The sequence below is a fragment of the Ancylobacter sonchi genome (assembly GCF_018390695.1).
GTDB classification, from domain to species: domain Bacteria; phylum Pseudomonadota; class Alphaproteobacteria; order Rhizobiales; family Xanthobacteraceae; genus Ancylobacter; species Ancylobacter sonchi.
On record NZ_JAHBGF010000046.1, the window covers coordinates 80,588 to 103,913 of the forward strand.

The window sequence follows — 23,326 nt, forward strand, 5'->3', positions numbered from 1 at the left end:
CGGCCGGCCGGTCGCGCTCAGGCGCGCCGGGTCTGGCCGCTGCCGGCGACCAGAGCGCCGGCGAGTTTTTCAGAGACGTAGCCGAAGGCGGCGCCGGCGATCATCGACAGGATGATGGTCACCAGCGGGTTGCCGAGGCTCGCCGCCGTGAGGTTGGCGAGGCCGTCGGCCGAGAGCAGGGCGAAGGCGGCGGTGGCGGCAAACCCGTAGACCAGCGCCGGAATGGCGGCGAAGGCCGGGATGTTGGCGAGCAGGATCATCACCAGCACGCCGACGCCGACGCAGATGCCGGCCCACAGCGGCAGGCCGAGGCTTGCGCCGAGTCCGCCCTTGGTGACCGCCAGCAGCGTGAGCCAGGCCATGACGGCACCGGTGATATTGGCGAGCACCACCGCCTTGAAGCCGCCTTCCTTGCCACCGCAGTGGAAGAAGGCCGCCCAGGCGATGAAGGCGGCCCAGATCTGCAGGCCGCCGGCGAGAGGTCCGAGGAACAGCCAGGTGGCGACGCCTCCAAGAACACCGATACTGATGGCGAGTGCGGAGATAAGCGACATTGTTTTCCCCCTATGCCTGTGTTTCGTGACTTATTATTATGTGATTTTGCTAGGTAGATGATGCTGTCCGTTCGAAGACTTGGAATCAGCCGGATGATGGTACATCGATTCGATGCAAGAGGCATGTCGTCGCGGGTGTCATGTCAAAATGACGCACGTCATTACTTGTAGAATACATAATATTTCATGGATGATGGCGAGTACATGCCGCAATTGAACTGGACGGAACTGCGTATCGACCGTATCGGCCATCGTGGCGACGGCATCGCCGACACGCCGGACGGTCCTGTCTTCGTGCCGCTGGCGCTGCCCGGCGAGCGGGTCGAGGTGGAGCGGCAGGGCGAGCGCGCCCGCCTCGTCTCGGTCCTCGAGGCGAGCCCGGAGCGCATCGATCCGTTCTGCCGCCATGTCGGCGTCTGCGGCGGCTGCGCCTTCCAGCACTGGCAGACCGAGCCCTACCGGGCATGGAAGCGCGGCCTCGTCGTCGAGGCGCTCGCCCGCGTCGGCATCGAGACCGAGGTGGCCGCACTGGTCGATGCCCATGGCGAGGGCCGCCGTCGCGCCACCTTCCATGCCCGCGGCACCGGTGGCTCAGCGCCGAAGGGGCTCGATACGCTGGCGGTGGGCTTTGCCGGCTGGCGCAGCCATGCCGTGGTCGCCATCGATGCCTGCCCGATCCTCGCCCCGGCGCTCGACGGCGCGCTGCCGGCCGCCTGGGCGCTGGCGCAGGCCCTGGCCCCGGTCGCCAAGCCCTTGGACATTCAGGTCACCGCCACCGAGGCCGGACTTGATGTCGACGTGCGCGGTTCCGGCCCGCTGAAGCCGCGGAGCGTCGCGGCGCTGGCCGAGCTCGCCGGCATTCACAAGCTGGCCCGGCTGACCCGCCATGGTGAACTGGTGCTGCAGCGCGAGCCGCCGCTGCTCACCATGGGCCGCGCCCGCGTGCCGCTGCCGCCCGGCTCGTTCCTGCAGGCGACCGCGGCCGGCGAGGCGACGCTGGCGGCGCTGGTCGGCGAGGCGGTCGGCCGTGCGAAATCCATCGCCGACCTGTTTTCCGGCGTCGGCACCTTCGGCCTCCGCCTCGCCGAGCGCGCCCGGGTCGCCGCCTATGAATCCTCCGCGCCGGCCATCGAGGCGCTGGGCAAGGCGGTGCGCGGCACGTCCGGCCTCAAGCCGGTGACAGGGGAGGCGCGCGACCTGTTCCGCCGGCCGCTGCTGCCGCTGGAGCTGAAGGCCTTCGACGCGGTGGTGTTCGATCCGCCGCGCCAGGGCGCCGAGGCGCAGTCGGCGCAACTGGCGGCGAGCAAGGTGCCGCTGGTGGTGGGCGTATCCTGCGATCCCGCCACCTTCGCCCGCGACGCCGGGCTGCTGGTGAAGGGCGGCTACCGGCTGGAGCATGTCACGCCGGTCGACCAGTTCCGCTACTCCGCCCATGTCGAGCTGGTCGGGGTGTTCCGCCGCTGAGGGGCGGCGGGCCGACGCATTCCTTTGGCTCGCGCTGAACCAATAGGACCACCCCTCTCCCCCACGGGGAGAGGGGTGGGGTGAGGGGCGTTCGACACCTCCCGATGGCGTCCCTCATCGATCCGCTACGCGGGTCGGCATTCCGTAACGGCAGGCCATTTCCGACGGCGATCTTGCCGGACCCGAATTCGGCGGCAGCCGCGTTCGGGTGGGGGAGGGACGGAAGGAAAGGGGTCGTTCAAGGGGCCTTGGGCGCCGCCTCCGCTCAATTCCCCCAGCGCTCCATCCACATGCGCTCGCCGATCGAGCAGGAGACGCGCTTCTCCGCGGCCACCTTGTGAACCTCCGGCGTCGTGCCGAGGCGCGGCGCCGGCGGCATCAGCCCGGCGATCTCCAGCACCAGCTTGGTCTTGATGGCGGTGGCGAATTCATGCATGCCGCGCACCGGCACCACGAAGGCGCCCGGCCCGCCGATCACGCAATCCTCGTAGTAGACGTCGAGCTGGCCGATATCGAGCATGGAGCCGGCCGGCTCCTTCAGCATCAGCGGCAGGCCGTTGATGGTGATGCCCTGCTTGACCAGCTCGTCGCGGGTGACGTCCACCAGCGGGCCCTGATTGTTGGTGCCGTCGCCGGAAATGTCGACCACCCGCTTCAGCCCCTTGAAGCCGTTGCTGCGAATCTGCTCGGCGCTGAAGGCCATCGCGCCGGAGATCGAGGTGCGGTAGACGCGGCGCAGCGGCGCGGCGCGGATGGCGGCGGCGAAGGCCTTGGCGTCCTCCTCGCTGCCGATCTCGGTCCAGTCGACCACCAGCTTCTGGTCCTCGACGCCGGCCCATTCCACATAGGCCAGCGCCACCTTGCCATTGGGGCCGAGCTTCAGGGCATTGAGGAATTCCGGCGAGGTCACCGCGCCGATATAACCGTCGCGCTGCAGCGCGAGCTCGTCGAGATCCATCGAATAGGAGACGTCGACCGCCAGCACCAGCTCGACATCGACGATCTCGTCGGCGACGGCGGGCGAGGCCGCCGGACCCGCTGCCAGCACCGCCAGGAACGCGGCGACGGCCGACAGCACCACACGCACACCCGGCATTGCGACCTCCGTCCGAGAGGCACCACGACGATGGCACTATGGGGTCTCGGGAACAGAGGCAGCGATCCGCGACCCATGACGGCATGGTGACACGCGCCCGGCGCCGCCAGAAGCCGAAATTGCGGGCAGGCATGGCGCGCCGGATGCCGTTCGCGTGAGCGGACGTTACCGGGGTATGGAATTGCTGCGGCGGGTTACCGTCAGACGTCCAGCACCTCGGTGTCGACGATCTCGATGCCGAAGCCGGCGACGCCGACATAGGTGCGGGCGCGCGAGGCGATCAGCCGAATCGAGGTGATGCCGAGATCCTTGAGGATCTGCGCCCCGAGTCCGACCTCGCGCCAGGCCTCGTCGCGCAGCCGCGTCGATTCGGTCTTGCCTTCCTCCTGGCCGACCGAGGTGGTCGGCACGCCGGCGGTGCCGTCACGCAGATAGACCAGCACGCCGCGCCCTTCCGCCTTGATACGCTCCAGCGAGGTCTGGATCGCCTTGCCGCCGGTGAATACGTCGCCGATCGGGTCGGCGCGGTGCAGCCGCACCAGCACGTTGCGCCCGTCGCCGATCTTGCCGTGCACCAGCGCAAGGTGGTTCACCGGCTCGAACGGGGTGACATAGGAGATGCCGTGCATGTCGCCGACCACGGTGGGGGCGGTGAATTCGGCAGAGCGCGTCACCAGCTTCTCGCGTGACTGGCGGTAGGCGATCAGGTCGGCCACCGAGACGCGGGTCAGCTTGTGGGCATTGGCGAAGTCGCTCACCTGCGGGCCACGCATCACCGTGCCGTCGTCGTTCACCAGCTCGCAGATGACGCCGACCGGCTCGACGCCGGCGAGCTTGCACAGATCGACCGCTGCCTCGGTATGGCCGGAGCGCATCAGCACTCCGCCCTCTCGGGCGATCAGCGGGAAGATGTGGCCCGGCCGCACGAAGTCGGCGGCCCCGGCATTGGGGTTGGCGAGGCCGCGCACCGTGGCGGTCCGGTCCTCGGCCGAGATGCCGGTGGTGGTGCCGTGCTTGTAGTCGACCGAGATGGTGAAGGCGGTGGAGTGCGGCGCGTCGTTGTCGCTGACCATCGGGTTGAGCCGCAGCTTGCGCGCATGCTCGGCGGTGATCGGCGTGCAGACGATGCCGGAGGTGTGGCGGACGATGAAGGCGAGCTTTTCCGGCGTGGCGTGGATGGCGGCGAGGATGATGTCGCCCTCGTTCTCGCGGTCGTCGTCGTCGGTCACCACCAGCATGTCGCCGCGGGCGAAGGCCTCGATGGCCGCCTGGACGCGGGCCTGGAGATTGTCGGTCATGATCTTCACCTCGCTGATGGTGAGTCCGAGGAAGTCGTTCGGCGTCACCGCGCCGCCCGTCGCCGCGGCGATACGCGCCGCCGCCTCCCGCGAGACCCAGGCCGGGTCGTCCTTGCACAGGGCGGTGATGCTGGCCGGCGACAAGCCGCAGGCGCGGGCGAACGCGCTGCGGGTGGTTCCTGTCGCTGTCAGCCAGTCCGCCAGTTTCATGGGGGGGAGTATAGGCGCGCGAAAATTCATCCGCAATGAAATCTCATTGCGCTTTCAGCGATACTGAAATTTATAACCTAACGTCAGCGCTGGAACGGCCAGGCCGGCGGCGTCGCCACCTGTGCCCGCGCGCGCAGAAGATGGTCGGCCAGCACGCAGGCCATCATCGCCTCGCCCACCGGGACGGCGCGGATGCCGACGCAGGGATCGTGCCGGCCCTTGGTGAGGATCTCGGCGTCCTCGCCGAACCGCGTCACCGTCTTGCGCGGTGTGAGGATGGAGGAGGTCGGCTTAACCGCGAAGCGCGCCACCACCGGCTGGCCGGTGGAGATGCCGCCGAGGATGCCGCCGGCATGGTTGGCGAGGAAGATCGGCTTGCCGTCATTGCCCATGCGCATCTCGTCGGCATTGTCCTCGCCGGTCAGCGTCGCCGCCGCGAAGCCCTCGCCGATCTCGACGCCCTTCACCGCGTTGATGCTCATGAAGGCGGCCGCCAGATCGGCGTCGAGCTTGCCGTAGATCGGTGCGCCGAGGCCGGGCGGCACGCCGTCCGCCACCACCTCGATCGCCGCACCCACCGAGGAGCCGTTCTTGCGGATGCCGTCGAGATAATCGACCATCTTCGCCGCCGCCTCGGCATCCGGGCAGAAGAACGGGTTGTTGCCGATCTCGTCCCAGTTCCAGTTGCCGCGGTCGACGGTGATCTCGCCCATCTGCACCAGTGCCCCGCGCACCGCGATGCCGGGCAGCGCCTGCTCCAGCACCTTCATGGCGAGCGCGCCGGCGGCGACCCGCACGGCGGTCTCGCGCGCCGAGGAGCGCCCGCCGCCGCGATGGTCGCGAATGCCGTATTTCACGTCATAGGCATAGTCGGCATGGCCCGGCCGGTAGCTGGCGGCGATCTCCGAATAGTCCTTGGAGCGCTGGTCGACGTTCTCGATCAGGAACGCGACCGGCGTGCCGGTGGTGGTCAGCACGCCATCTTCGCCTTCCAGCGTGCCGGACAGCACCTTCACCTGGTCGGGCTCGCGCCGCTGGGTGGTGAAGCGCGACTGGCCGGGCCGGCGCTTGTCCAGCGCCGCCTGGATCTCCTCCAGCCTGAAGGCGACGCCGGGCGGGCAGCCGTCGACGACGCCGCCAATGGCGAGGCCGTGGCTCTCGCCGAAGGTGGTCACCCGGAAGGACTGGCCGAACGTGTTGAAGGACATCGCGGGAAATCACGCTGAACGGGGCGGGAGCAGGGGTTCAGCACCGGCTTCTAGGCGCCGCGCCGGCCGGCGTCAAACCGCCGATGGTGGCCCTGTACGCCTGCCGCATCGCAATTCGCCGGCTTTGTGCTATAGGGTCGGCGTGGCTTCTCCCCAACCTGGAACCGATGCCCCTATTTGAAATCGCTGTCGTCGTTCTCCTCGTCCTGTTGAACGGCGTCCTCGCCATGGCCGAACTGTCGGTCGTGTCGTCCCGTCCGGCCCGGCTGCGTTCGCGCGCCGAGCAAGGCTCCGCTGGCGCCCGCGCCGCCCTCCAGCTCGCTGCCGATCCCGGCCGCTTCCTCTCGACCGTGCAGATCGGCATCACGCTGATCGGCATTCTGGCCGGTGCCTTCTCAGGCGCCACGCTGGGCGAATCCCTCGGCTCCTGGCTGGAGACACAGGGCGTCTCGTCCAATCTGGCCGAGGGCCTCGGCTACACCATCGTCGTCGCCGCCATCACCTATGTCTCGCTGATCATCGGCGAGCTGATCCCCAAGCGCCTCGCGCTGCAGAGCCCGGAGACGCTGGCGAGCCTGGTCGCCCCGGCGATGGTGCTGCTGTCGCGCGTCGCTGCGCCGGCGGTGTGGCTGCTCGATTTGTCCTCGCGTCTGGTGCTGCGGCTGATCGGCGATCGCGCCGGCGGCGGCAACAACAACGTCACCGACGAGGAAATCCGCGCCATCGTCGCCGAGGCCGAGACCGCGGGCGTCATCGATCCGGAGGAGCGCCGGATGATCGCCGGCGTCATGCGCCTCGCCGACCGCCCGGTGCGGGCGGTGATGACGCCGCGCCACGACATCGACTGGATCGACCTCAACGACGACCCGGAGGTGGTGCGCCAGACCATCCGCGAGACCCGGCACACCCGCATGCCGGCCTGCGAGGGTTCGCCGGACGAGCCGGTCGGCGTCATCGACATCCGCGACCTGCTTGAGGCCTATCTGCAGGGCGTCACGCCGGACCCGCGCCAGCTGGTCAAGCAGGGCGCCGTGCTGGTGGAGACCGCCGGCGCGCTCGACGCCATGAAGCAGCTGCGCCATGCCGAGTCGCCGCTGGCGCTGGTGGTCGACGAATACGGCACCATGGTGGGCATCCTCACCCCGGCTGACCTGCTCGACGCCATCGCCGGCACGGTGATGGTGGACGAGGACGGCGTGTCCAGCCCGCACGCGGTCGAGCGTGAGGACGGCTCCTATCTCGTCGCCGGCGCCACGCCGACCGACGAGCTGGCCGACCTGCTCGGCATCAGCATCCCGCAGGATTCCGGCTTCCACACCGCGGCGGGCTACGCGCTGCACGAATTGAAGGCGATCCCGCAGGAAGGCGTCGCCTTCACCGCCAAGGGCTGGCGCTTCGAGGTGGTGGACATGGACGGGCGGCGCATCGACAAGCTGCTGGTGTCGCGCGCCGTCGCGCCGCGTCGCCGGGCGCCTCTGGGCGCCTGACGCCGTCCGGCGCGGGCCTCGCGCGCGCCGTCGGTGGATTCCAGCTGTCGATGTCGGAGTTTGGCGGCCGGCGCCTGCTGCGGCCTCGCCCGTATGGGCGCTCATGCCGCCCTTGGCATCGTCTCCGGCGCGCCGGCCAAACTGGCGCAGCCGACTCTGCCGTATCGGGTGCGCTCAGCGCACCGTCTGCACGATCTCCGAAGCGTTGGCGGCCGAGGCCCGATCGCCATAGCGCGCGCCGAGGCCCGCCACCACCGTGACGATGGCTACCGCCAGCGCGGCGGCGATCAGCCCATATTCGAGCCCGGTGCCTTGCGGCCGGCGGGCTGCCACCGCGCGCCGACGCTGGGACATGTCCCGCATCGCCGGCTCTCTCACCGCTGCCTCTCTCATCGCCGTCTCTCTGCTTGCGCTCATCTCGCCGATATCTGCCTTGGGACAGATTTTATTGTGGGAGCACCTTGGCGCCGCAGATGTTGACCGCTCCTTAAGGCGGCTCCCCGGGGGAAGACCGGCCGATTCCGTGGTTAATGCTTTGCGTCCGCGACCTCGCGGGTCCGTGAACCGGCGCCGGCCGCCTCCGGCGGGCGCGACTGCCATGCGACGTTTCAGCCGCGCGGCCTCTCAGCTGCGCGGCTTGGCCCGCCGCGTTGCCTCGGCACTGGCCGGGTCCTCCGGCCAGGGATGGCGCGGATAGCGCCCGCGCATCTCGGCGCGCACGTCCTTCCACGAGCCTGCCCAGAAGGCCGGCAGGTCGCGCGTCACCTGGATCGGCCGATGCGCCGGGGAGAGCAAGGCGAGCACCAGCGGCACCCGCCCGCCGGCGAGCGCGGGATGCTCACCGAGCCCGAACAGCTCCTGCACCCTGACCGAGATGGTCGGCCCGCCTTCGGCAGCATAGTCGACGGCAAGGCGCGAGCCGGTCGGCGCCTCGAAATGCGTCGGCGCCTCGGCGTCGAGCCGGCGCGCCAGCTCCCAGTCGATGAGGCCCGGCAAGGCGCGGCCGAGCAGTTCGGCGTCGAGCGCGTTGAGGCTGGTCGCCTCGGTCAGCAGCGGCGCCAGCCAGTCGTCGGCGGCCGCCGCCAGCGCCGCGTCCGAGAGATCGGGCCAGAGATCGGGCGCAGCGGCGTGGAGGAAGCGCACGCGGTCGAGCCATTGCCGCTGCGCCGCCGACCAGGGCAGCCGCGCCATGCCCCGCGCCACCGCCGCCCGCGCCAGCGCCCGGCCTGTGGCCTCACCGGCCGTGACTCTTGCCGGCTTCTCCGACAGCACCAGCGCCCCGAGCCGCCGCACCCGGCGTGCCCGCAGCGCACCGGCGGCGGCGTCGAAGCTGATTTCCTCGGCCTCGGTGATGTCCTCGCCGAACTCGGCCTCGATCTCTGTCTCGTCGAGTTCCGCGGCGAGCAGGATGCGGGCCTCCTCGGCGCTGCCGCTCATCTCCGCTACCGCGAGGAATTTCGCGCGGGCGAGCGCCGAGGCCGGGTCCATCGCCCCGCCGCGCCCATTGGCCAGCACGAACCGCCGGCCGTCTCCCCGAGAGCGGGCGAGCCGGTCGGGAAAAGCATGGGCGAGCAGCGCCGCCGGGGAGGGGGAGGCGGCCGCTTCCCGCGCCACCAGCCGTCCCGCTTCCTCCGCCCAGCGGGACGCCATGCGCCGCGCCTCCTCGCCGCGCCGCGAGCGGTCGGCGGCGAGCATGTCGAGGCGGTGGGAGAGGTCGACATCGGTGCCGCCGAGCCCGCGCTCGGACAGCACGGCGGCGATGCGCGCCGCCCGTTCGCCGGCGCCGCGCCGCGCGCCTTCCAGCACCAGTCGCGACAGCCGTGGCTCCAGCGGCAGCCGCGCCATTGCCCGGCCATGCGTGGTGACCTGTCCGTCGGCGTCGAGCGCGCCGAGCGCCCGCAGCAGGCTGCGCGCCTCGTTGAGCGCGGCGGCGGGCGGCGGGTCGAGAAAGCCGAGCGTCGAGGGATCGCTCACCCCCCACAAAGCGAGGTCGAGCACCAGCCCGGCGAGATCGGCGGCGAGGATTTCCGGCGTCGCATAGGCCGGCAGGCTGGCGGTCTCCGCCTCGTTCCACAGCCGGACGCAGACCCCCGGCTCGGTGCGCCCGGCGCGGCCGCGCCGCTGGTCGGCCGCCGCGCGCGACACCCGCACCGTCTCCAGCCGGGTCATGCCGACGCCGGGCTCGTAGCGCGGCACCCGCGCCAGCCCGCAATCGACGACGATCCGCACCCCCTCGATGGTGAGGCTGGTTTCGGCGATGGAGGTGGCGAGCACCACCTTGCGCGTGCCCGCCGGCGCCGGCGAGATCGCCCGGTCCTGTGCCCGGGCATCGAGCGCGCCATAGAGCGGGGCGATCTCGACGGCCGGGTCGGAAACCGCCTCGCGCAGCAGGTTCTCGGTACGCCTGATCTCCGCTGCGCCGGGCAGGAAGGCGAGAACCGAGCCCGTTTCCTGCGCCAGCGCGCGGCGCACCGCCTCCGCCATCTGCCGCTCGATGGGCGCGCGGGGATCGCGCCCCGCATAGAGCGTCTCCACCGGAAAGGCGCGTCCGAGGCTCTCGATCACCGGTGCCGGCGTCTGCGTATCACTGAGCAGCCTCGCCACCCGCGCCCCGTCCAGCGTCGCCGACATCACGACGAGGCGCAGGTCCTCGCGCAGCGCCGATTGCGCGTCGAGGGCGAGGGCGAGGCCGAGATCGGCGTCGAGCGAGCGCTCGTGAAACTCGTCGAACAGTACCCCCGCGACGCCGATAAGCTCGGGGTCGTCCAGCATCATGCGGGTGAAGATGCCCTCGGTGATCACCTCGATCCGCGTCGCCCGGCCGATCTTCGAGCCGAAGCGGGCGCGGTAGCCAACCGTCTGCCCGGCCTGTTCACCGAGGGTGGCGGCCATGCGCTCGGCGGCGGCGCGGGCGGCGAGCCGGCGCGGCTCCAGCACGAGGATCTTGCGGCCGGACGTCCAGGGTTCGTCGAGCAGCGCGAGCGGCACCCGCGTGGTCTTGCCGGCGCCGGGCGGGGCGACCAGCACCGCGCGCGTACCGGCGGCAAGCGCCGCTGTCAGCGCCGGTAGGACGTCGTCGATGGGCAGCGGGAACGGGTGATGAGCCATGGCGCGATGCTTAGCGCGGGCGCGCGCACACGGCCAGCCGGGCGGAGCCCTTCGCGTCCCGGGAAGTCCTTCTTTCGGAAATACAACCTATAGGAGAGTGAAAAGAACTATGCAATTTTAGAGGTGGGTGAATGCAGGGGGCAAGACATGGGCGACGCACTGCAGATCGATGAGGAATTGATACCGGCCGGCCGAAAAAATCGACCCGGTGGGGGTTTGAAGCCGGGCTTCATTACCATTCACAATACCGATAACCCCCGCCGTGGGGCCGACGCGCGCGCGCATTCCAAATTCGTGCGGGAGACTGGCTATTACGTCCATAATGGCCGCAAGATCTATGTGTCCTGGCACTTTTCGGTAGACGACCGGCGGGTCATCCAGCACCTGCCGCTCAACGAGGTCGCCTATCACGCCGGTTCGGAGGCGAATGCTCGCAGCATCGCCATCGAGATCTGCATGAATGCCGGGATCGACCAGGAGGCGGCCAATCGCCGTGCCGCCCTCCTCGTCGCCCATCTACTGGCCCGCCTCCGGCTCGATGCCGACAGGATCCGCCAACACAAGGACTGGACCGGCAAGAGGTGTCCTTCGCTGCTCATGGGGCCGAAATGGGACGCGTTCCTCGCACAGGTAGAGAAGTATAGGACATCCTCAAGAGCCGCTGCCTCGCTCTTCATCGAGGCGGGTGAGGCCGAGACGCCCGCCTCGCCGGATGCGGCGGACGACGTGGCCGATTTCGATATCGACCACCATCTGCTCACCGCCGCCCTGGCGGACGCTCCGTCGGACGAGGGGGCCGCTCTTCAACTCGGCGATGCGCTTGCCGATCTGGCGGTACGCCTGGAGGGGCTGCGCGACCGGGCGGGGCACGACGCTAGTGGGCTGCCCTGGCTGTTTCCTGGCGGCATCAATGAGATAGCGCTGACGATCGGCGGCGGGGAGGCCTCGGTCACGGTCAAGGGGCCGCCGGCGGTCGGCCCGGTCGGTGAGACCGGAGGCGCGCTGGAGACCGCCTATGACAGTGTACCGGAGTCCCTCGATGCCGACCCTCCCGAGACGGAATTTCTCCACGAGCCGGCGCTGGCCGAGCCGGTGACGACCGAACTCGATCTGCCGAGCGACAGTCTCTATGCGACACGGCCGGGCTCTGCCAATCATTACGGAACGGCGCTCACCATCCGGGCGATCATGGCAGCCGCGGCGCTCTTCCATCGCGCGACAGGCCAGCGGGTCGGCGTGGGCGACATCAGCAAGCGGGGAGGGGGGAGGCTGTCGGGCCACGTCTCCCATCGCAAGGGCATCGACGTCGACATCCGCCTTCAGCGCGCGGATAGCCTCGAGCGGCCGGTCGACTTCCGTTCCGGCGACTATTCCCGCGTTCTTACGCAGCAACTGGTCGACGCCTTCCGCAAGAACGGCGTCGTCCCCGTCGAGCTGATCTTCTTCAATGACCCCGACATACGCGGCGTGCAGCCGTACAGGGGGCATGACGATCACCTGCACGTCCGGTTCCGCGTGATCTGAGCCGAGCGGTCTTGCCGGCTCACCGAAAGAGCCGGCGCCTTGCGGGAGCAGGGCGCCGGCCGTCATTCGGCTGATGGCGCGGTGCTCCCCGTCACATCACCGCGTCGATGGTCTTGCCGATCTTCTCGACCAGTTCGCCGACCTGCGCCTCGCTGATGATCAGCGGCGGGCTCACCGCGATGGTGTCGCCGGTCACGCGGAACATCACCCCCTCGTCGTGGAAGCCATGCTCCATCGCCTGGTAGCCGCGCTTGCCCGGCCCCTCGGCGCTGGGCGCCATGTCGAAGGCGGCGACCAGGCCGACGGTGCGGATGTCGAGCACGCCCGGCTTGCCCTTCAGGCTCATCACCGCATCGGCGAAGATCGGCTCCATCGCCCGGGCGCGCTCGAACAGCGCCTCGTCGCGGTAGAGGTCGAGCGTCGCCAGCGAGGCGGCGCAGGCCAGCGGGTGGCCGGAATAGGTGTAGCCGTGGAACAGCTCGATCACGTGCTCCGGGCCGTTCATGAAGGTGTCGTGGATGTGCTTGCGCACGATCACGCCGCCCATCGGCACCGCGCCCGAGGTCACGCCCTTGGCAAAGGTGATCATGTCCGGCACCACGCCGTAGCGTTCGGCGGCGAAGGGGAAGCCGAGGCGGCCGAAGCCGGTGATGACCTCGTCGAAGATCAGCAGGATGCCGTATTTGTCGCAGATCTCGCGCAGTCGCTTGAGATAGCCCTTCGGCGCCGGCAGGCCGCCGGTGGAGCCGGCCATCGGCTCGACGATGACGGCGGCGATGGTCTGGGCGTCGTGCAGGGCGACGAGACCCTCCAGCGCGTCGGCCTTCTCGGCGCCCCAGTCCGGCTCGCCCTTGGAGAAGGCCTGCTTGTCGCGGTCATAGGTGTGCGGCAGGTGGTCGACGCCGGTGAGCATGCCGCCGAAGAAGCGGCGGTTCGGCGAGATGCCGCCCACCGAGATCCCGCCGAAGCCGACGCCGTGATAGCCGCGCTCGCGGCCGATCAGCCGGGTGCGGGTGCCCTTGCCGGTAACGGCGTGATAGGCGAGGGCGATCTTCAGCGCTGTGTCGCCGGCCTCCGATCCGGAATTGCAGAAGAACACGTGGTCGAGGTCGCCCGGCGCCAGCTCGGCGATGCGCGAGGCCGCCTTGAAGGCCAGCGGGTGGCCGAACTGGAAGGTGGGGGCAAAGTCCATCTCCGCCGCCTGCTTCTGGATGGCGGCGACGATGGAATCCCGGTTGTGGCCGGCGTTCGAGCACCACAGCCCGGCGGAGCCGTCGAGGATCGGCCGGCCCTCGGGGGTGAAATAGTGCATGTCCTTGGCGCGCGAGACCATGCGCGGGCGGGCCTTGAAGGCGCGATTGGCGGTGAAGCCCATCCAGAAGGCTTCGAGATCGTTGGGCGCCGCGCTGCCGACGGTGTCGAGATCATAAACGAGAGACATGAACCGCTCCGGAAACTGGCCTGCAATCGGCCGTGATTTTGGTCATGTATAATGCGTGGGCATCTTCCCGCTCACGAGAAAATTCGATGATGTGATCGCCACCGCTTCTGGCCGGCCGGGATATCCACCCCCGCGTGCTTGACCCGAGGGAGTGCCGCGTCCATCAACTTGTCCCCGTGACATTATCACGTAACGTCATATATTCCGCCCGCCGGGGGTTGATCGCGAAGGGAATGATTCCCGCTTAAAGGAACCTCGTGTCCGATACCTTGTCCCTATCGACCGCGACGGATGTGCCCGAGGGCGAGGACCAGGCGCCCGGCTCCGGCAACCCATCGTCGGAGGTGGCCGAGCCGTCCGAGGTCGGCGCGTCGGTGGCGCGCGAGGCACTGGCGCGCGTGCTGGAAGCGGACGACCTCAAGGCGTCGCCGCAGCTCTCCACCATCTTGCGCTTCGTGGTCGAGGCGACGCTGGACGGCCGGCGCGAGGCGATCAAGGGCTACACCATCGCGGTCGAGGCGCTGGGGCGCGACCCCTCCTTCGATCCGCAGATCGACCCCATCGTGCGGGTGGAGGCGACGCGGCTGCGCCGCGCGCTGCAACGCTATTACGCCGGCGCCGGCGCCAATGACGAGATCGAGATCGTCATCCCGCGCGGTTCCTATGTGCCGCTCTTCGTGCCGCGCCGCCCGGGCGTGCCGGCCGGCGAGCCGGCGGAGACCGCCGCGAGCGGCGACGTGGCCGTGCCGGCCGCGATCCCCGCCGCCGATACTGCCTTGCCTTCCGTCCTTCCCGCGGCCGTGCCCTCCCGCGTCGGTGGCCTGCGCCCGTGGCGCTGGGTCGGTGGGCTGGTGGTGCTGCTCGTTCTCGCCACCGCCATCATGATGGCGGTGGACGTGGTGGAGACCTCGAACTTGCGGGCGTTGTTCCCCGGCTTCGCCCTGCGTTCGATCGAGCGCACCAACCGGCTCGGCATTCCCATGGTCGAGGTGCGCGCCTTCGACATGACCGGCGCCACGCCGGTGGCGGCCGCGGCCGCCGGCACGTCGTCCCCCGCCCGCCCGCCGGGCGGCGAGTTCCCGGCGCGGGCGCTGGAGATGCGCATCCGCGACGCGCTGGCCCGCTTCGACCTTCTCGACGTGCTGGCGAGCCCGGATGCCCGGCCGCGCCTCGAATGTGGCGTCGGCGGCGCCGCGCCGCATTCGGCCTTCGCGCTGGGCGGGCTGGTGGAAAGCCACGAGGACGGCTCGATCTCGCTGCTGCTGCGCCTGTCGGACCTGTGCGACGGCACCATTGTCTGGTCGCGCGAATTCGACGCGCTGCGCCCCTCCGAGGACCCGACCGCGGTCGAGAACGAGCTGGTGCGCGAGATCATGGCCTCGCTGGCCGAGCCCTATGGCGTCATCCAGGCTCGGGCCCGCGCCCGCGTCATGTCGTCGGGCGGCCTCGCCAAGGCCGGCCCCTATGGCTGCGTGCTGCTCGCCTATGATTATTGGCGCAGCTACCTGCCGGCCGACCACGCCGCCGCGCGCGCCTGCCTGGAAAAGGCGGTGGCGGCCGACAACACCTTCGCGCTCGGCTATGCGCTGCTCGCCGAGCTCTATCTCGACGAGGTCCGCAACGGCGCCAATCCGCGCCCGGACCCGCCGGCGGTCAACCGGGCGCTGGCGAGCGCCGAGCAGGCGATCGAGCTGTCGCCGACCAGCGGCTTCTTCCGCCGCGTCGCGCTCGACGTGCACGCCTATCGCGGCGAGCGCGGCTCGGCGCTGGCGCAGGGCGACATCGCGCTGCAGCTCAATCCCTACGACGTCGACACGCTGGCGACCTATGGCGGCCGGCTGGTCACCTTCGGCGAACTCGAGCGCGGCGAGGCGATGCTGGCGAGCGCGCTCAAGGCGGCACCGGCCATGCCGCCTTCGGTGGACTACTTCCGGGTGATTGCCGCCTATCTGCGCGGCGACGCCGTCGGTGCCTCCGCCGCCGCCGACCGGCTGATGGGCGAGGTCTACGCGCCGGGCCTGCTCGCCCGCGCCCTCGCCACCCATCTCGCCGGGGACACGGCCGCCGCCCGCGCCGATCTCGACCGGCTGGTGACGCTGGTGCCGGCGTGGAAGACCGATACCTCCGGCATGCTCGCGCGCTTCTTCCCCGCCCCGCATGTGGCGAAGCAGGTCGGCGCCGACCTCGCCGCCCTCGGGCTGGGGACAGCCGCGCGCTGACGCTGCGTCACGGTCCAAACGTCGCGTGGTGTTCGGGCCGCCGACAGGCTAAGCAAAGCTCCGTCGTCCACCGCGCCGGAATCCATACATGTCGCAGGCTTTCGATCTTGCCGTCGTCGGCGCGGGCGTCGTCGGCCTTGGTCATGCGCTGGCTGCCGTGCGCCGCGGCCTCCGCGTGGTGGTGATCGACCGCGATGCCCAGGCCAACGGCGCCTCGATCCGCAATTTCGGCTTCGTCACCGTCACCGGCCAGCAGCGCGGCGAATGCTGGCGCCGCGCCATGCGTTCGCGCGATATCTGGGCCGAGGTGGCGCCGCAGGCCGGCATCGAGGTGGTGCATCGCGGCCTGCTGGTCAGCGTGCGCCGGCCGGAGGCGGAGGCGGTGCTGGAAGCCTTCCTCGCCACCGAGATGGGCGAGGGCTGCGCGCTGCTTTCCGGCGGCGAGGCCCGCGCGAGGCTGCCGGCGCTCGATGCGCAGCAGCTCGCCGCGCTGTGGAGCCCGCACGATATGCGGGTAGAATCGCGCCAGGCGATCCCCAAGCTCGCCCGCTGGCTTCAGGAAGCGAAAGGCGTCACTTTCCACCGCTCCACCGCCGTCACCGGGGTAGAGCCCGGCAGGGTGCATACCGCAACCGGCACCATCGAGGCCGCCCGCATCGTCGTCGCCCCCGGCGACGACTTCCGCACCCTGCTGCCCGAGCGCTTCGAAGCCTACGGCCTCACCCGCTGCAAGCTGCACATGCTGCGCGTTGCCGACCCGGCACTGGGCACGCTGCCCGGCTCGGTGATGAGCGATCTCTCGCTCGGCCGCTATCTCGGCTATTCCGAATTGCCCGAGGCCGAGCCGTTGAAGGTCCGGCTGCGGGCCGAGCAGGGCGAGCTGCTCGACAATGGCGTGCACCTCATCGTGGTGCAGTCGGCCGACGGCTCGCTGGTGGTCGGCGACAGCCACCATTACGCGACGACGCCGGATCCCTTCGCGCCCGAGCATGTCGACGAACTGATCCTCGACGAATATGAGGCGGTGTTCGGCCGCCGCCCGTCCGGCATCGTCGAGCGCTGGACCGGCACCTACGCTTCGGCGCCCGACCGCCTCGCCTTCATCGACCGGCCGGATCCGGCGATCCGCCTGGTGGTGGTGACCAGCGGCACCGGCGCCTCCACCGGCTTCGCCATCGCCGAGGAGGCGGTGGCCGAACTGTTCGACTGACGTTTTCCGCAGCGGCTTTTTCAACCGGGGGGATTTCATGGCGCTGAAGGCACTCATTCTCGACTGGGCCGGCACGGCGGTCGATTTCGGCTCGCGCGCGCCGATGGGCGCCTTCGTCGAGGCGTTCGCGCAGGTGGGCATCCCGCTCACCATCGAGGAAGCGCGCGGCCCGATGGGCCTGCCCAAGCGCGACCATGTCGCGGCGCTGATCTATTCCCCGGCGGTGTCGCAGCGCTGGCACGCGCTCTACGGTGTCGCGCCGACCGAGGCCGATGTCGACCGCGTGCTCGCCATCTTCGAGCCGCTGAACGTCGAGGTGATCCCGCGCCATGCCGACCTGATCCCCGGTCTGCTCGACGTGGTGGCGAGCGCCCGCGCCCGCGGCCTCAAGATCGGCTCTACCACCGGCTACACAAGGCCGATCATGGAAAAGCTGATGCCGCTCGCCGCCGAGGCCGGCTACGCGCCGGACAATGTGGTGTGCGCCGGCGACCTCGCCGCCGGGCGGCCGAGCCCGCTGATGATGTACCGTACCTTCGCCGATCTCGGCGTGTGGCCGCCGCAGGACTGCGTGAAGATCGACGATACCGAGCCCGGCATCGCCGAGGGCCTCGCCGCCGGCACCTGGACGGTCGGCCTCGCTTTGTCCGGCAACGCCGCCGGCCTGTCGAAGGACGAGCTGGCCAATCTCGCCCCCGACGAGCGGGCCGCCCTGCGCACCCGCGCCTCGGCCAAGCTGTTTGGCGCCGGCGCGCATTTCGTCGTCGACACCATCGCCGAGCTGCCGCCGGTGCTGGAGGCCATCGAGGCGCGATTGGCGGCGGGGCTTCGTCCCTGAGCGAGGGCGTGGTCCGGCTGGTGGCGTGGCTGCTTGTCGGAGTGGCTCGCCGGCCCGCCTCGCGGCAGCGCCGCGTCCGGGAGGGTTGATCTGTTTGCCTATCCTCTCCCCGCCCGAAGTCGACTGCTGCCGAGTTCGGTTCTGGCATGGCCGAAGCCGGAAACATCCGGCTTCGGCGGAGAGGTGGCTCGCGAAGCGGGTCGGTGAGGGGTAAGGCATCAGGATCGTCGAGGGCCCCCTCGACCTCCAGCCCTGTCCATCGACACCGGATGCATCCGGTGTCGATCTTCCCGAAGGCCGAACGTGGCAACAGCCGGGTTCGCCGGGGGAGACGGCGCAATGCGGCCCCGCGGACATTGTCCGTTGGGGCGAGTGAGCCGCGCCGTGCCGCCCTCCACCATTGCCGCCGCGCCGCCCATCCTCTACACCGCGCGCCAGCAGAGTTTCAGGAAGACGGCGCCCCATCATGGCCAAGGACAAACCCACCAAGCTCAAGGCGCGCATGCCGCGCGGCCTCGCCGATCGCGGCCCGGCCGAGCTCGGCTCCACCCGCGCCATGCTCGAGACCATCCGCAGGGTCTACGAGCTCTACGGCTTCGAGGCGCTGGAGACGCCGTTCATCGAGTACACCGACGCGCTCGGCAAGTTCCTGCCCGACCAGGACCGCCCGAACGAGGGCGTGTTCTCCTTCCAGGACGATGACGAGCAGTGGCTCTCGCTGCGCTACGACCTCACCGCGCCGCTCGCCCGCCATGTCGCGGAGAATTTCGACCGCCTTGCCAAGCCGTTCCGCAGCTACCGCGCCGGCTGGGTGTTCCGCAACGAGAAGCCCGGCCCCGGCCGCTTCCGCCAGTTCATGCAGTTCGACGCCGACACGGTGGGCGCCCCCACGGTGGCCGCCGATGCCGAGATCTGCATGATGGCCGCCGACACGCTGGAGGCGCTCGGCATCAAGCGCGGCGACTATGTGATCAAGGTCAACAACCGCAAGGTGCTTGACGGCGTGCTGGAGGCCATCGGCCTCGGCGGCGAGGACAATGCGGGCCGCCGGCTCACCGTGCTGCGCGCCATCGACAAGTTCGACAAAGTCGGCATCGACGGCGTGCGCGACCTGCTCGGCGAGGGCCGCTGGGAAAACCCGGCCGCCAAGAGCGGCGACTTCACCAAGGGCGCCGGTCTGGACGTGGCGCAGGCCGCCGTCGTGCTGTCGCTGCTCGACAAGCAGGCCGCTTATGAGAAGCCGGCTAACGAGACCTACGCCGCCGGCCTCGCCGAGCTGGCCGAAATCGATGCGCTGGTCACGTCCGCCGGCTATGAGGGGCGGGTGAAGATCGACCCGTCCGTGGTGCGCGGCCTCGAATATTACACCGGCCCGGTCTTCGAGGCCGAGCTGACCTTCGAGGTGAAGGACGAGAAGGGCCGCCCGGTGCGCTTCGGCTCGGTGGGCGGCGGCGGGCGCTATGACGGCCTCGTCGGCCGCTTCCGCTCCGAGCCGGTGCCGGCCACCGGCTTCTCCATCGGTGTCTCCCGTCTCGCCTCGGCGCTGAGCTACCTCAAGACCGCCGACGCCGCGCCGGAGTACGGCCCGGTCGTCGTCGTGGTGATGGATCGCGACCAGACCGCGCATTACATGGGCCTGGTCGCCACGCTGCGGAGCGCCGGCATCCGCGCCGAGATGTATCTCGGCAACCCGAAGAATCTCGGCAACCAGTTCAAATATGCCGACCGCCGCAACGCGCCCTGCGTGGTCATCCAGGGCTCGGACGAGCGGGCCGCAACCGACGAAGTCGGCAACCCTAACCCCCAGGTGCAGATCAAGGACCTGATCGAGGGCGCCAAGGCGGCGGCCGCGATCACCGACAATGCCGAGTGGCGTTCGTCCCGCCCGGCGCAGTTTGCCTGCGACGAGTCCGAGCTGGTCTCCAAGGTGCGCGAGCTGCTCGACCATCACGGCGTCCCGCACGGCGCCGCGCTGGGCTGAGGGCGCTTCGCCCATGAAGGCGGTCCAGTTCGCGGAATATGGCGGCCCGGAGGTGCTTCGGGTCGTCGACCTCGAGCCGCCGCGCCCCGGTCCGGGCGAGGTGCGGATCGCCGTCCGCGCCACCGGCGTCAATCCGTCCGACTGGAAGCGCCGCGCCGGCCTCTACCGCGATGTCGACCCGGTGGCGTTTCCCTCCGGCGTCGGCGTCGAGGCGTCCGGCATCGTCGACGAGATCGGTCCCGGCGTGTCGAACGTCGCGGTCGGGGATGCCGTGTTCGGCATGGGCCGGGGCACCGTCGCCGAGCAGGCCGTCCTCACCAACTGGGTCCGCAAGCCGGACGCGATGTCCTTCGAGGTCGCCGGTGGCCTGTCGGTGATCGTCGAGACGGCGCTGCGCAGCCTCGGCGATCTCGGGGTGGAGCGCGGGCAGACGCTGCTGGTGAGCGGCGCGTCCGGCGGCATCGGCTCAGCGGTGGTGCAGATCGCTCGTTCGCGCGGCATCGTGGTGGTCGGTACTGCCGGCGAGCGCAATCAGGACTATCTGCGCGATCTCGGCGCGACCCCGACGACTTATGGGCCGGGCTTGAAGGAGCGGGTGCACGCCCTCGCTCCGCATGGCATCGACGCGGCGCTGGACGTCGCCGGATCGGGCATCCTTCCCGAGTTGATCGAGATCGTCGGCGCGGCGTCCGGCGTCGTCTCCGTCGCGGATTTCTCGGCCTCCCGCTACGGCGCGCGGTTTTCCGCCGGGCCGCCGCGCGACCCGGACCGCGTGCTCGCCGAGGCGGTGCGGCTGTGGGTGGATGGTCATCTGCACCTGAATATCGACCGGCTGTTCCCGTTCGTGCGCACGGCGGAGGCTCATGAGGTCAGCGCCCGCGGCCATGTCGCCGGCAAGCTGGTGATCACCGTTCCCTGAGCGCCGGCTCGGCCCGTCACCGCCCCACGAGAAAACGTATCCGTCCCCCCTCGCGGCCGGCAGCATCCTTCCCGCACCTCGCTCGATGAAGGGGCGCAACCGGAGCGACCGATCGCGCGGGCGGTGGGCGGTGGTCCTGCGCGCGGCATAACGCACCGCGTGCCGGACGGCCCAAGCTCTGTGGTCTCGGCCGGCCGTTCCGCCGGTCACGCGGAGAAGCGTCCCTCGCGACGATGATCTTCGGGCGGGACGCGCCGCATAGCGGAGGATAGCAAGGCCCAATTCCTCCGGGGGCCGCAGGGAGCAAGCCACAAAACACCGCGCGCGGGACGCCGGGTTCGGGGGGCGGTTGGTTGACCAAAGGCTTGCGCCACCTATCAAACCTGGGTGCAGGTGACCGCCTGAGCGATCCGGTCCGGCGTCCCGCGTGCCCTTCGGGCGCAAGGGAAAAGACTGTCCTGCGTGCCCTTAGGGTGCGGGGTGACGCGCCCGCCACACCTCCGGTCGCTCCCGGCACGGAGCCCTTGGCGTATCCGCCGCACCCTTCCGGCAACCATGTCACGCACCGTGCATGGACCCGGCGGGCCCGCTTTGCTAGAAGCCGCGGACCCGATGCCGGCCGGGGAGCCTCCTTCCGGACCGGCGCGCACGTCAGAGACGAGACCATGACCGCCGCCCCCACCCATGCCGACGAACTGCTCGCGCTCTATGACCGCGCCGGCTATGGGCGTGTCGACCCGCCGGTGCTGCAGCCGGCCGACGCCTTCCTCGACCTCTCCGGCGAGGCGATGCGCCGGACCATGTTCGTCACCGTCGCCGAGGATGGTAGCGAACTCTGCCTGCGCCCGGACATCACCCTGCCGGTGTGCCGGCTCTATATCGCCGACGGCGCCTCGCAGCCGCGCGACTTCTCCTATCTCGGCCCGGTGTTCCGTTCGGATGCGGAGAATGGCGAGTTCCTGCAGGCCGGCGTCGAATCCTTCGGCCGGCCGGACCGCGAGGCGGCGGATGCCGAGTTGCTGGCGCTCGGCCTCGAGACCGCCGCGCTGTGGGGCGTCACCGAGCCGAATGTCCGCCTCGGCGATGCCGGCCTGTTCGCCGCGCTGCTCGACGCGCTCGACCTGCCGCCCGGCTGGCGGCGCCGGCTCGTGAAGGACTTCGCCCGCTCCGGCGATCTCGGCGCCGATCTCGCCATGCTGCGCGAACGCCCCGCCGGCGGCGGCGTCGCCGCCCATGCCGGCGTGCTCAAGGCGCTGGCCGGCTCGGATAAGGCGGCCGCGCACGCTCTCGTCACCGACCTCATCTCGATCGCCGGCATCTCGACGGTCGCCGGCCGTTCGGTGTCGGAGATCGCCGAGCGCTTCCTCGAACAGGCCGCCTCCGGCGATGCCGAGGGTCTGCCGCCGGAGAAGGTGGCGGTGCTGGAACGCTATCTCGCCATTGCCGGCGAGCCGGACGCCGCCGCCCGCGCGCTCAGGGCGCTGGCCACTGACGCCGGGCTCGACCTCGCCGCGCCGCTCGACGCCTTCGAGACCCGCACCAATTTCCTCGCCGCCCAAGGCGTCGAGGTCGAGCGGCTGCATTTCGCCGCCGCCTTCGGCCGCCCGCTCGACTATTACACCGGCATGGTGTTCGAACTGCACGAGAATGGCGGCGACACCCCGCTGGTCGCCGGCGGCCGCTATGACGGGCTGCTGTCCCGGCTCGGCGCCCCGACGCCGGTGCCGGCGGTCGGCTTCGCCGTCTGGCTCGGCCGGCTCGATGCCCTGGAGGCCCGTTCATGAGCGCGTTGCAACATTCCTCGCTCATCGTCGCCGTCCCCTCCAAGGGCCGCCTGCAGGAGAACGCCTCGTCCTTCTTCGGCCGCGCCGGCATGACGCTCGCCCAGTCGCGCGGCGCCCGCGACTATCGTGGCACGCTCACCGGCGTCGAGGGGGTGGAAGTCGCCTTCCTCTCGGCTTCGGAGATCGCCGCGCAGCTCGCCGCCGGCGCGGTGCATCTCGGTGTCACCGGCGAGGATCTGGTGCGCGAGAACATCCCCGACGCCGATTCCAAGGTGCTGCTGGTCGAGGGACTCGGCTTCGGCCACGCCAATGTGGTGGTGGCGGTGCCGCAGGCCTGGATCGACGTGCGCACCATGCGCGACCTCGACGACGTGGCGACGCATTTCCATGCCTCGCGCGGCCGGCGCATGCGGGTGGCGACCAAGTATCTCAACCTTACCCGCGGCTTCTTCGCCCGCCACGGCATCGTCGACTACCGCATCGTCGAGAGCCTGGGCGCCACCGAGGGCACCCCGGCGGCCGGCACGGCGGAGCTGATCGTCGACATCACCACCACCGGCGGCACGCTGGCGGCCAATGCGCTGAAGGTGATCGACGACGGCGTCATGCTGCGCTCGGAGGCCAATCTCGTCGCCTCGCTCAACGCGCCATGGACGGCGGGAGCCCGCGCGGCGGCCCGCGCGCTGTTCGACCGCATCACCGCCGCCAAGCGCGCCGCCACCATGCGCGAGGTCAAGACGCGCTTTTCCGCCTGCGACACCGCCATCGTCGCCGAGGCGGTGCAGCGCTTCCGGGCGGTGGCGCCGTTCGGTGCGCCGACCTCGTCGGGCATGGTGACGCTGCACTGCCCGCCGGACACGCTGCATGGCCTTGCGGTGTTCCTGCGCGAGAAGGGGGCGTCGAGCGTCTCGGTCGGCCCGCTCGACTATGTGTTCGCCGCCGAGAACCCGCTGTTCGAGAAGCTGGAGGCGCGGCTGGGTTAGCC

General features: G+C 70.3%; 18 protein-coding genes. 11 read left to right on the forward strand and 7 right to left on the reverse strand.

Features of this window, described 5'->3' with window-relative positions:
• Window positions 1-17: 17 nt before the first annotated feature.
• Complete coding sequence (locus tag KHC28_RS24635) at window positions 18-554, reverse strand: DUF1097 domain-containing protein (protein ID WP_214011024.1); 537 nt, start codon at window positions 552-554, stop codon at window positions 18-20.
• Window positions 555-740: 186 nt separating this feature from the next.
• On the opposite strand from KHC28_RS24635, the gene KHC28_RS24640 reads away from it, so the two are divergent.
• Entirely contained in the window at window positions 741-2,018 is a 1,278-nt protein-coding gene (locus KHC28_RS24640) for a class I SAM-dependent RNA methyltransferase (protein WP_246565178.1), read from the forward strand.
• Window positions 2,019-2,283: 265 nt separating this feature from the next.
• Here KHC28_RS24640 and KHC28_RS24645 read toward each other — a convergent pair whose 3' ends face one another.
• Window positions 2,284-3,114 (reverse strand): DUF1194 domain-containing protein, encoded by an 831-nt coding sequence (locus tag KHC28_RS24645; protein WP_214011025.1) that lies wholly within the window; start codon window positions 3,112-3,114, stop codon window positions 2,284-2,286.
• 200 nt (window positions 3,115-3,314) lie between these two features.
• On the reverse strand, window positions 3,315-4,412 hold the full coding sequence (gene ribB / locus KHC28_RS24650; RefSeq protein WP_246565179.1) for a 3,4-dihydroxy-2-butanone-4-phosphate synthase: 1,098 nt from the start codon (window positions 4,410-4,412) through the stop codon (window positions 3,315-3,317).
• Here ribB and KHC28_RS27595 point away from each other — a divergent pair.
• Entirely contained in the window at window positions 4,411-4,689 is a 279-nt protein-coding gene (locus tag KHC28_RS27595) for a hypothetical protein (protein WP_246565180.1), read from the forward strand. The two genes, ribB and KHC28_RS27595, sit on opposite strands and share 2 nt — an antisense overlap.
• A 16-nt stretch (window positions 4,690-4,705) precedes the next feature.
• Here KHC28_RS27595 and aroC read toward each other — a convergent pair whose 3' ends face one another.
• Window positions 4,706-5,830 carry a chorismate synthase gene (aroC, locus tag KHC28_RS24655; RefSeq protein ID WP_214011027.1) on the reverse strand — a complete coding sequence of 375 codons (1,125 nt, stop codon included), beginning with the start codon at window positions 5,828-5,830 and terminating at the stop codon, window positions 4,706-4,708.
• Window positions 5,831-5,997: 167 nt separating this feature from the next.
• Here aroC and KHC28_RS24660 point away from each other — a divergent pair, with 167 nt between their 5' ends.
• Window positions 5,998-7,317, forward strand: a complete 1,320-nt coding sequence (locus KHC28_RS24660) for a hemolysin family protein (protein ID WP_214011028.1) — start codon at window positions 5,998-6,000, stop codon at window positions 7,315-7,317.
• Between the two features lie 174 nt (window positions 7,318-7,491).
• Here KHC28_RS24660 and KHC28_RS24665 read toward each other — a convergent pair whose 3' ends face one another.
• Together KHC28_RS24665 and hrpB are read right to left on the reverse strand one after the other, a co-directional pair.
• Window positions 7,492-7,671, reverse strand: a complete 180-nt coding sequence (locus KHC28_RS24665) for a hypothetical protein (protein ID WP_246565181.1) — start codon at window positions 7,669-7,671, stop codon at window positions 7,492-7,494.
• 270 nt (window positions 7,672-7,941) lie between these two features.
• Window positions 7,942-10,425 (reverse strand): ATP-dependent helicase HrpB, encoded by a 2,484-nt coding sequence (hrpB, locus tag KHC28_RS24670; RefSeq protein ID WP_214011030.1) that lies wholly within the window; start codon window positions 10,423-10,425, stop codon window positions 7,942-7,944.
• Window positions 10,426-10,572: 147 nt separating this feature from the next.
• Between hrpB and KHC28_RS24675 the strand changes: the two genes are divergently transcribed.
• Window positions 10,573-11,949, forward strand: a complete 1,377-nt coding sequence (locus KHC28_RS24675; protein ID WP_214011031.1) for a penicillin-insensitive murein endopeptidase — start codon at window positions 10,573-10,575, stop codon at window positions 11,947-11,949.
• 91 nt (window positions 11,950-12,040) lie between these two features.
• On the opposite strand, the gene aptA is transcribed toward KHC28_RS24675, so the two are convergent.
• Window positions 12,041-13,390: an omega-aminotransferase AptA gene (gene aptA / locus KHC28_RS24680; protein ID WP_214011032.1), complete on the reverse strand. Its 1,350-nt coding sequence runs from the start codon at window positions 13,388-13,390 to the stop codon at window positions 12,041-12,043.
• Between the two features lie 257 nt (window positions 13,391-13,647).
• On the opposite strand from aptA, the gene KHC28_RS24685 reads away from it, so the two are divergent.
• The 7 genes from KHC28_RS24685 (at window position 13,648) to hisG (ending at window position 23,324) form a co-directional block, all read left to right on the forward strand.
• Window positions 13,648-15,609, forward strand: coding sequence for a tetratricopeptide repeat protein (locus tag KHC28_RS24685; protein WP_214011033.1), 1,962 nt, complete (start codon window positions 13,648-13,650; stop codon window positions 15,607-15,609).
• An 88-nt stretch (window positions 15,610-15,697) separates the two neighbouring features.
• Window positions 15,698-16,819: a TIGR03364 family FAD-dependent oxidoreductase gene (locus tag KHC28_RS24690; protein WP_214011034.1), complete on the forward strand. Its 1,122-nt coding sequence runs from the start codon at window positions 15,698-15,700 to the stop codon at window positions 16,817-16,819.
• A 37-nt stretch (window positions 16,820-16,856) separates the two neighbouring features.
• Complete coding sequence (gene phnX / locus KHC28_RS24695; RefSeq protein WP_214011035.1) at window positions 16,857-17,657, forward strand: phosphonoacetaldehyde hydrolase; 801 nt, start codon at window positions 16,857-16,859, stop codon at window positions 17,655-17,657.
• Window positions 17,658-18,123: 466 nt separating this feature from the next.
• The gene (gene hisS, locus KHC28_RS24700; RefSeq protein WP_214011036.1) at window positions 18,124-19,638 is read left to right on the forward strand and encodes a histidine--tRNA ligase; all 1,515 of its coding nucleotides are present in this window, start codon (window positions 18,124-18,126) and stop codon (window positions 19,636-19,638) included.
• 13 nt (window positions 19,639-19,651) lie between these two features.
• Window positions 19,652-20,557, forward strand: a complete 906-nt coding sequence (locus tag KHC28_RS24705) for an NADP-dependent oxidoreductase (protein WP_214011037.1) — start codon at window positions 19,652-19,654, stop codon at window positions 20,555-20,557.
• A gap of 665 nt (window positions 20,558-21,222) precedes the next feature.
• Window positions 21,223-22,341 (forward strand): ATP phosphoribosyltransferase regulatory subunit, encoded by a 1,119-nt coding sequence (locus tag KHC28_RS24710; protein WP_214011038.1) that lies wholly within the window; start codon window positions 21,223-21,225, stop codon window positions 22,339-22,341.
• A complete protein-coding gene (gene hisG / locus KHC28_RS24715) occupies window positions 22,338-23,324 on the forward strand; it encodes an ATP phosphoribosyltransferase (protein ID WP_214011039.1) in 987 nt (328 codons plus the stop codon). The genes KHC28_RS24710 and hisG overlap by 4 nt, the downstream gene beginning before the upstream one ends.
• Window positions 23,325-23,326 lie beyond the last annotated feature (2 nt).

What these genes read in the sequence shown, in the direction of transcription:
- KHC28_RS24635 (WP_214011024.1), bottom strand. Translation starts at nt 554, where the DNA reads ATGTCGCTTATCTCCGCACTCGCCATCAGTATCGGTGTTCTTGGAGGC.
- KHC28_RS24645 (WP_214011025.1), bottom strand. Translation starts at nt 3,114, where the DNA reads ATGCCGGGTGTGCGTGTGGTGCTGTCGGCCGTCGCCGCGTTCCTGGCG.
- KHC28_RS24690 (WP_214011034.1), top strand. Translation starts at nt 15,698, where the DNA reads ATGTCGCAGGCTTTCGATCTTGCCGTCGTCGGCGCGGGCGTCGTCGGC.
- KHC28_RS24660 (WP_214011028.1), top strand. Translation starts at nt 5,998, where the DNA reads ATGCCCCTATTTGAAATCGCTGTCGTCGTTCTCCTCGTCCTGTTGAAC.
- KHC28_RS24665 (WP_246565181.1), bottom strand. Translation starts at nt 7,671, where the DNA reads ATGTCCCAGCGTCGGCGCGCGGTGGCAGCCCGCCGGCCGCAAGGCACC.
- KHC28_RS24705 (WP_214011037.1), top strand. Translation starts at nt 19,652, where the DNA reads ATGAAGGCGGTCCAGTTCGCGGAATATGGCGGCCCGGAGGTGCTTCGG.
- KHC28_RS24640 (WP_246565178.1), top strand. Translation starts at nt 741, where the DNA reads ATGGATGATGGCGAGTACATGCCGCAATTGAACTGGACGGAACTGCGT.
- ribB (WP_246565179.1), bottom strand. Translation starts at nt 4,412, where the DNA reads ATGACCGACAATCTCCAGGCCCGCGTCCAGGCGGCCATCGAGGCCTTC.
- hrpB (WP_214011030.1), bottom strand. Translation starts at nt 10,425, where the DNA reads ATGGCTCATCACCCGTTCCCGCTGCCCATCGACGACGTCCTACCGGCG.
- hisG (WP_214011039.1), top strand. Translation starts at nt 22,338, where the DNA reads ATGAGCGCGTTGCAACATTCCTCGCTCATCGTCGCCGTCCCCTCCAAG.
- aptA (WP_214011032.1), bottom strand. Translation starts at nt 13,390, where the DNA reads ATGTCTCTCGTTTATGATCTCGACACCGTCGGCAGCGCGGCGCCCAAC.
- KHC28_RS24675 (WP_214011031.1), top strand. Translation starts at nt 10,573, where the DNA reads ATGGGCGACGCACTGCAGATCGATGAGGAATTGATACCGGCCGGCCGA.
- KHC28_RS24710 (WP_214011038.1), top strand. Translation starts at nt 21,223, where the DNA reads ATGACCGCCGCCCCCACCCATGCCGACGAACTGCTCGCGCTCTATGAC.
- aroC (WP_214011027.1), bottom strand. Translation starts at nt 5,830, where the DNA reads ATGTCCTTCAACACGTTCGGCCAGTCCTTCCGGGTGACCACCTTCGGC.
- hisS (WP_214011036.1), top strand. Translation starts at nt 18,124, where the DNA reads ATGGCCAAGGACAAACCCACCAAGCTCAAGGCGCGCATGCCGCGCGGC.
- phnX (WP_214011035.1), top strand. Translation starts at nt 16,857, where the DNA reads ATGGCGCTGAAGGCACTCATTCTCGACTGGGCCGGCACGGCGGTCGAT.
- KHC28_RS27595 (WP_246565180.1), top strand. Translation starts at nt 4,411, where the DNA reads ATGATCTTCACCTCGCTGATGGTGAGTCCGAGGAAGTCGTTCGGCGTC.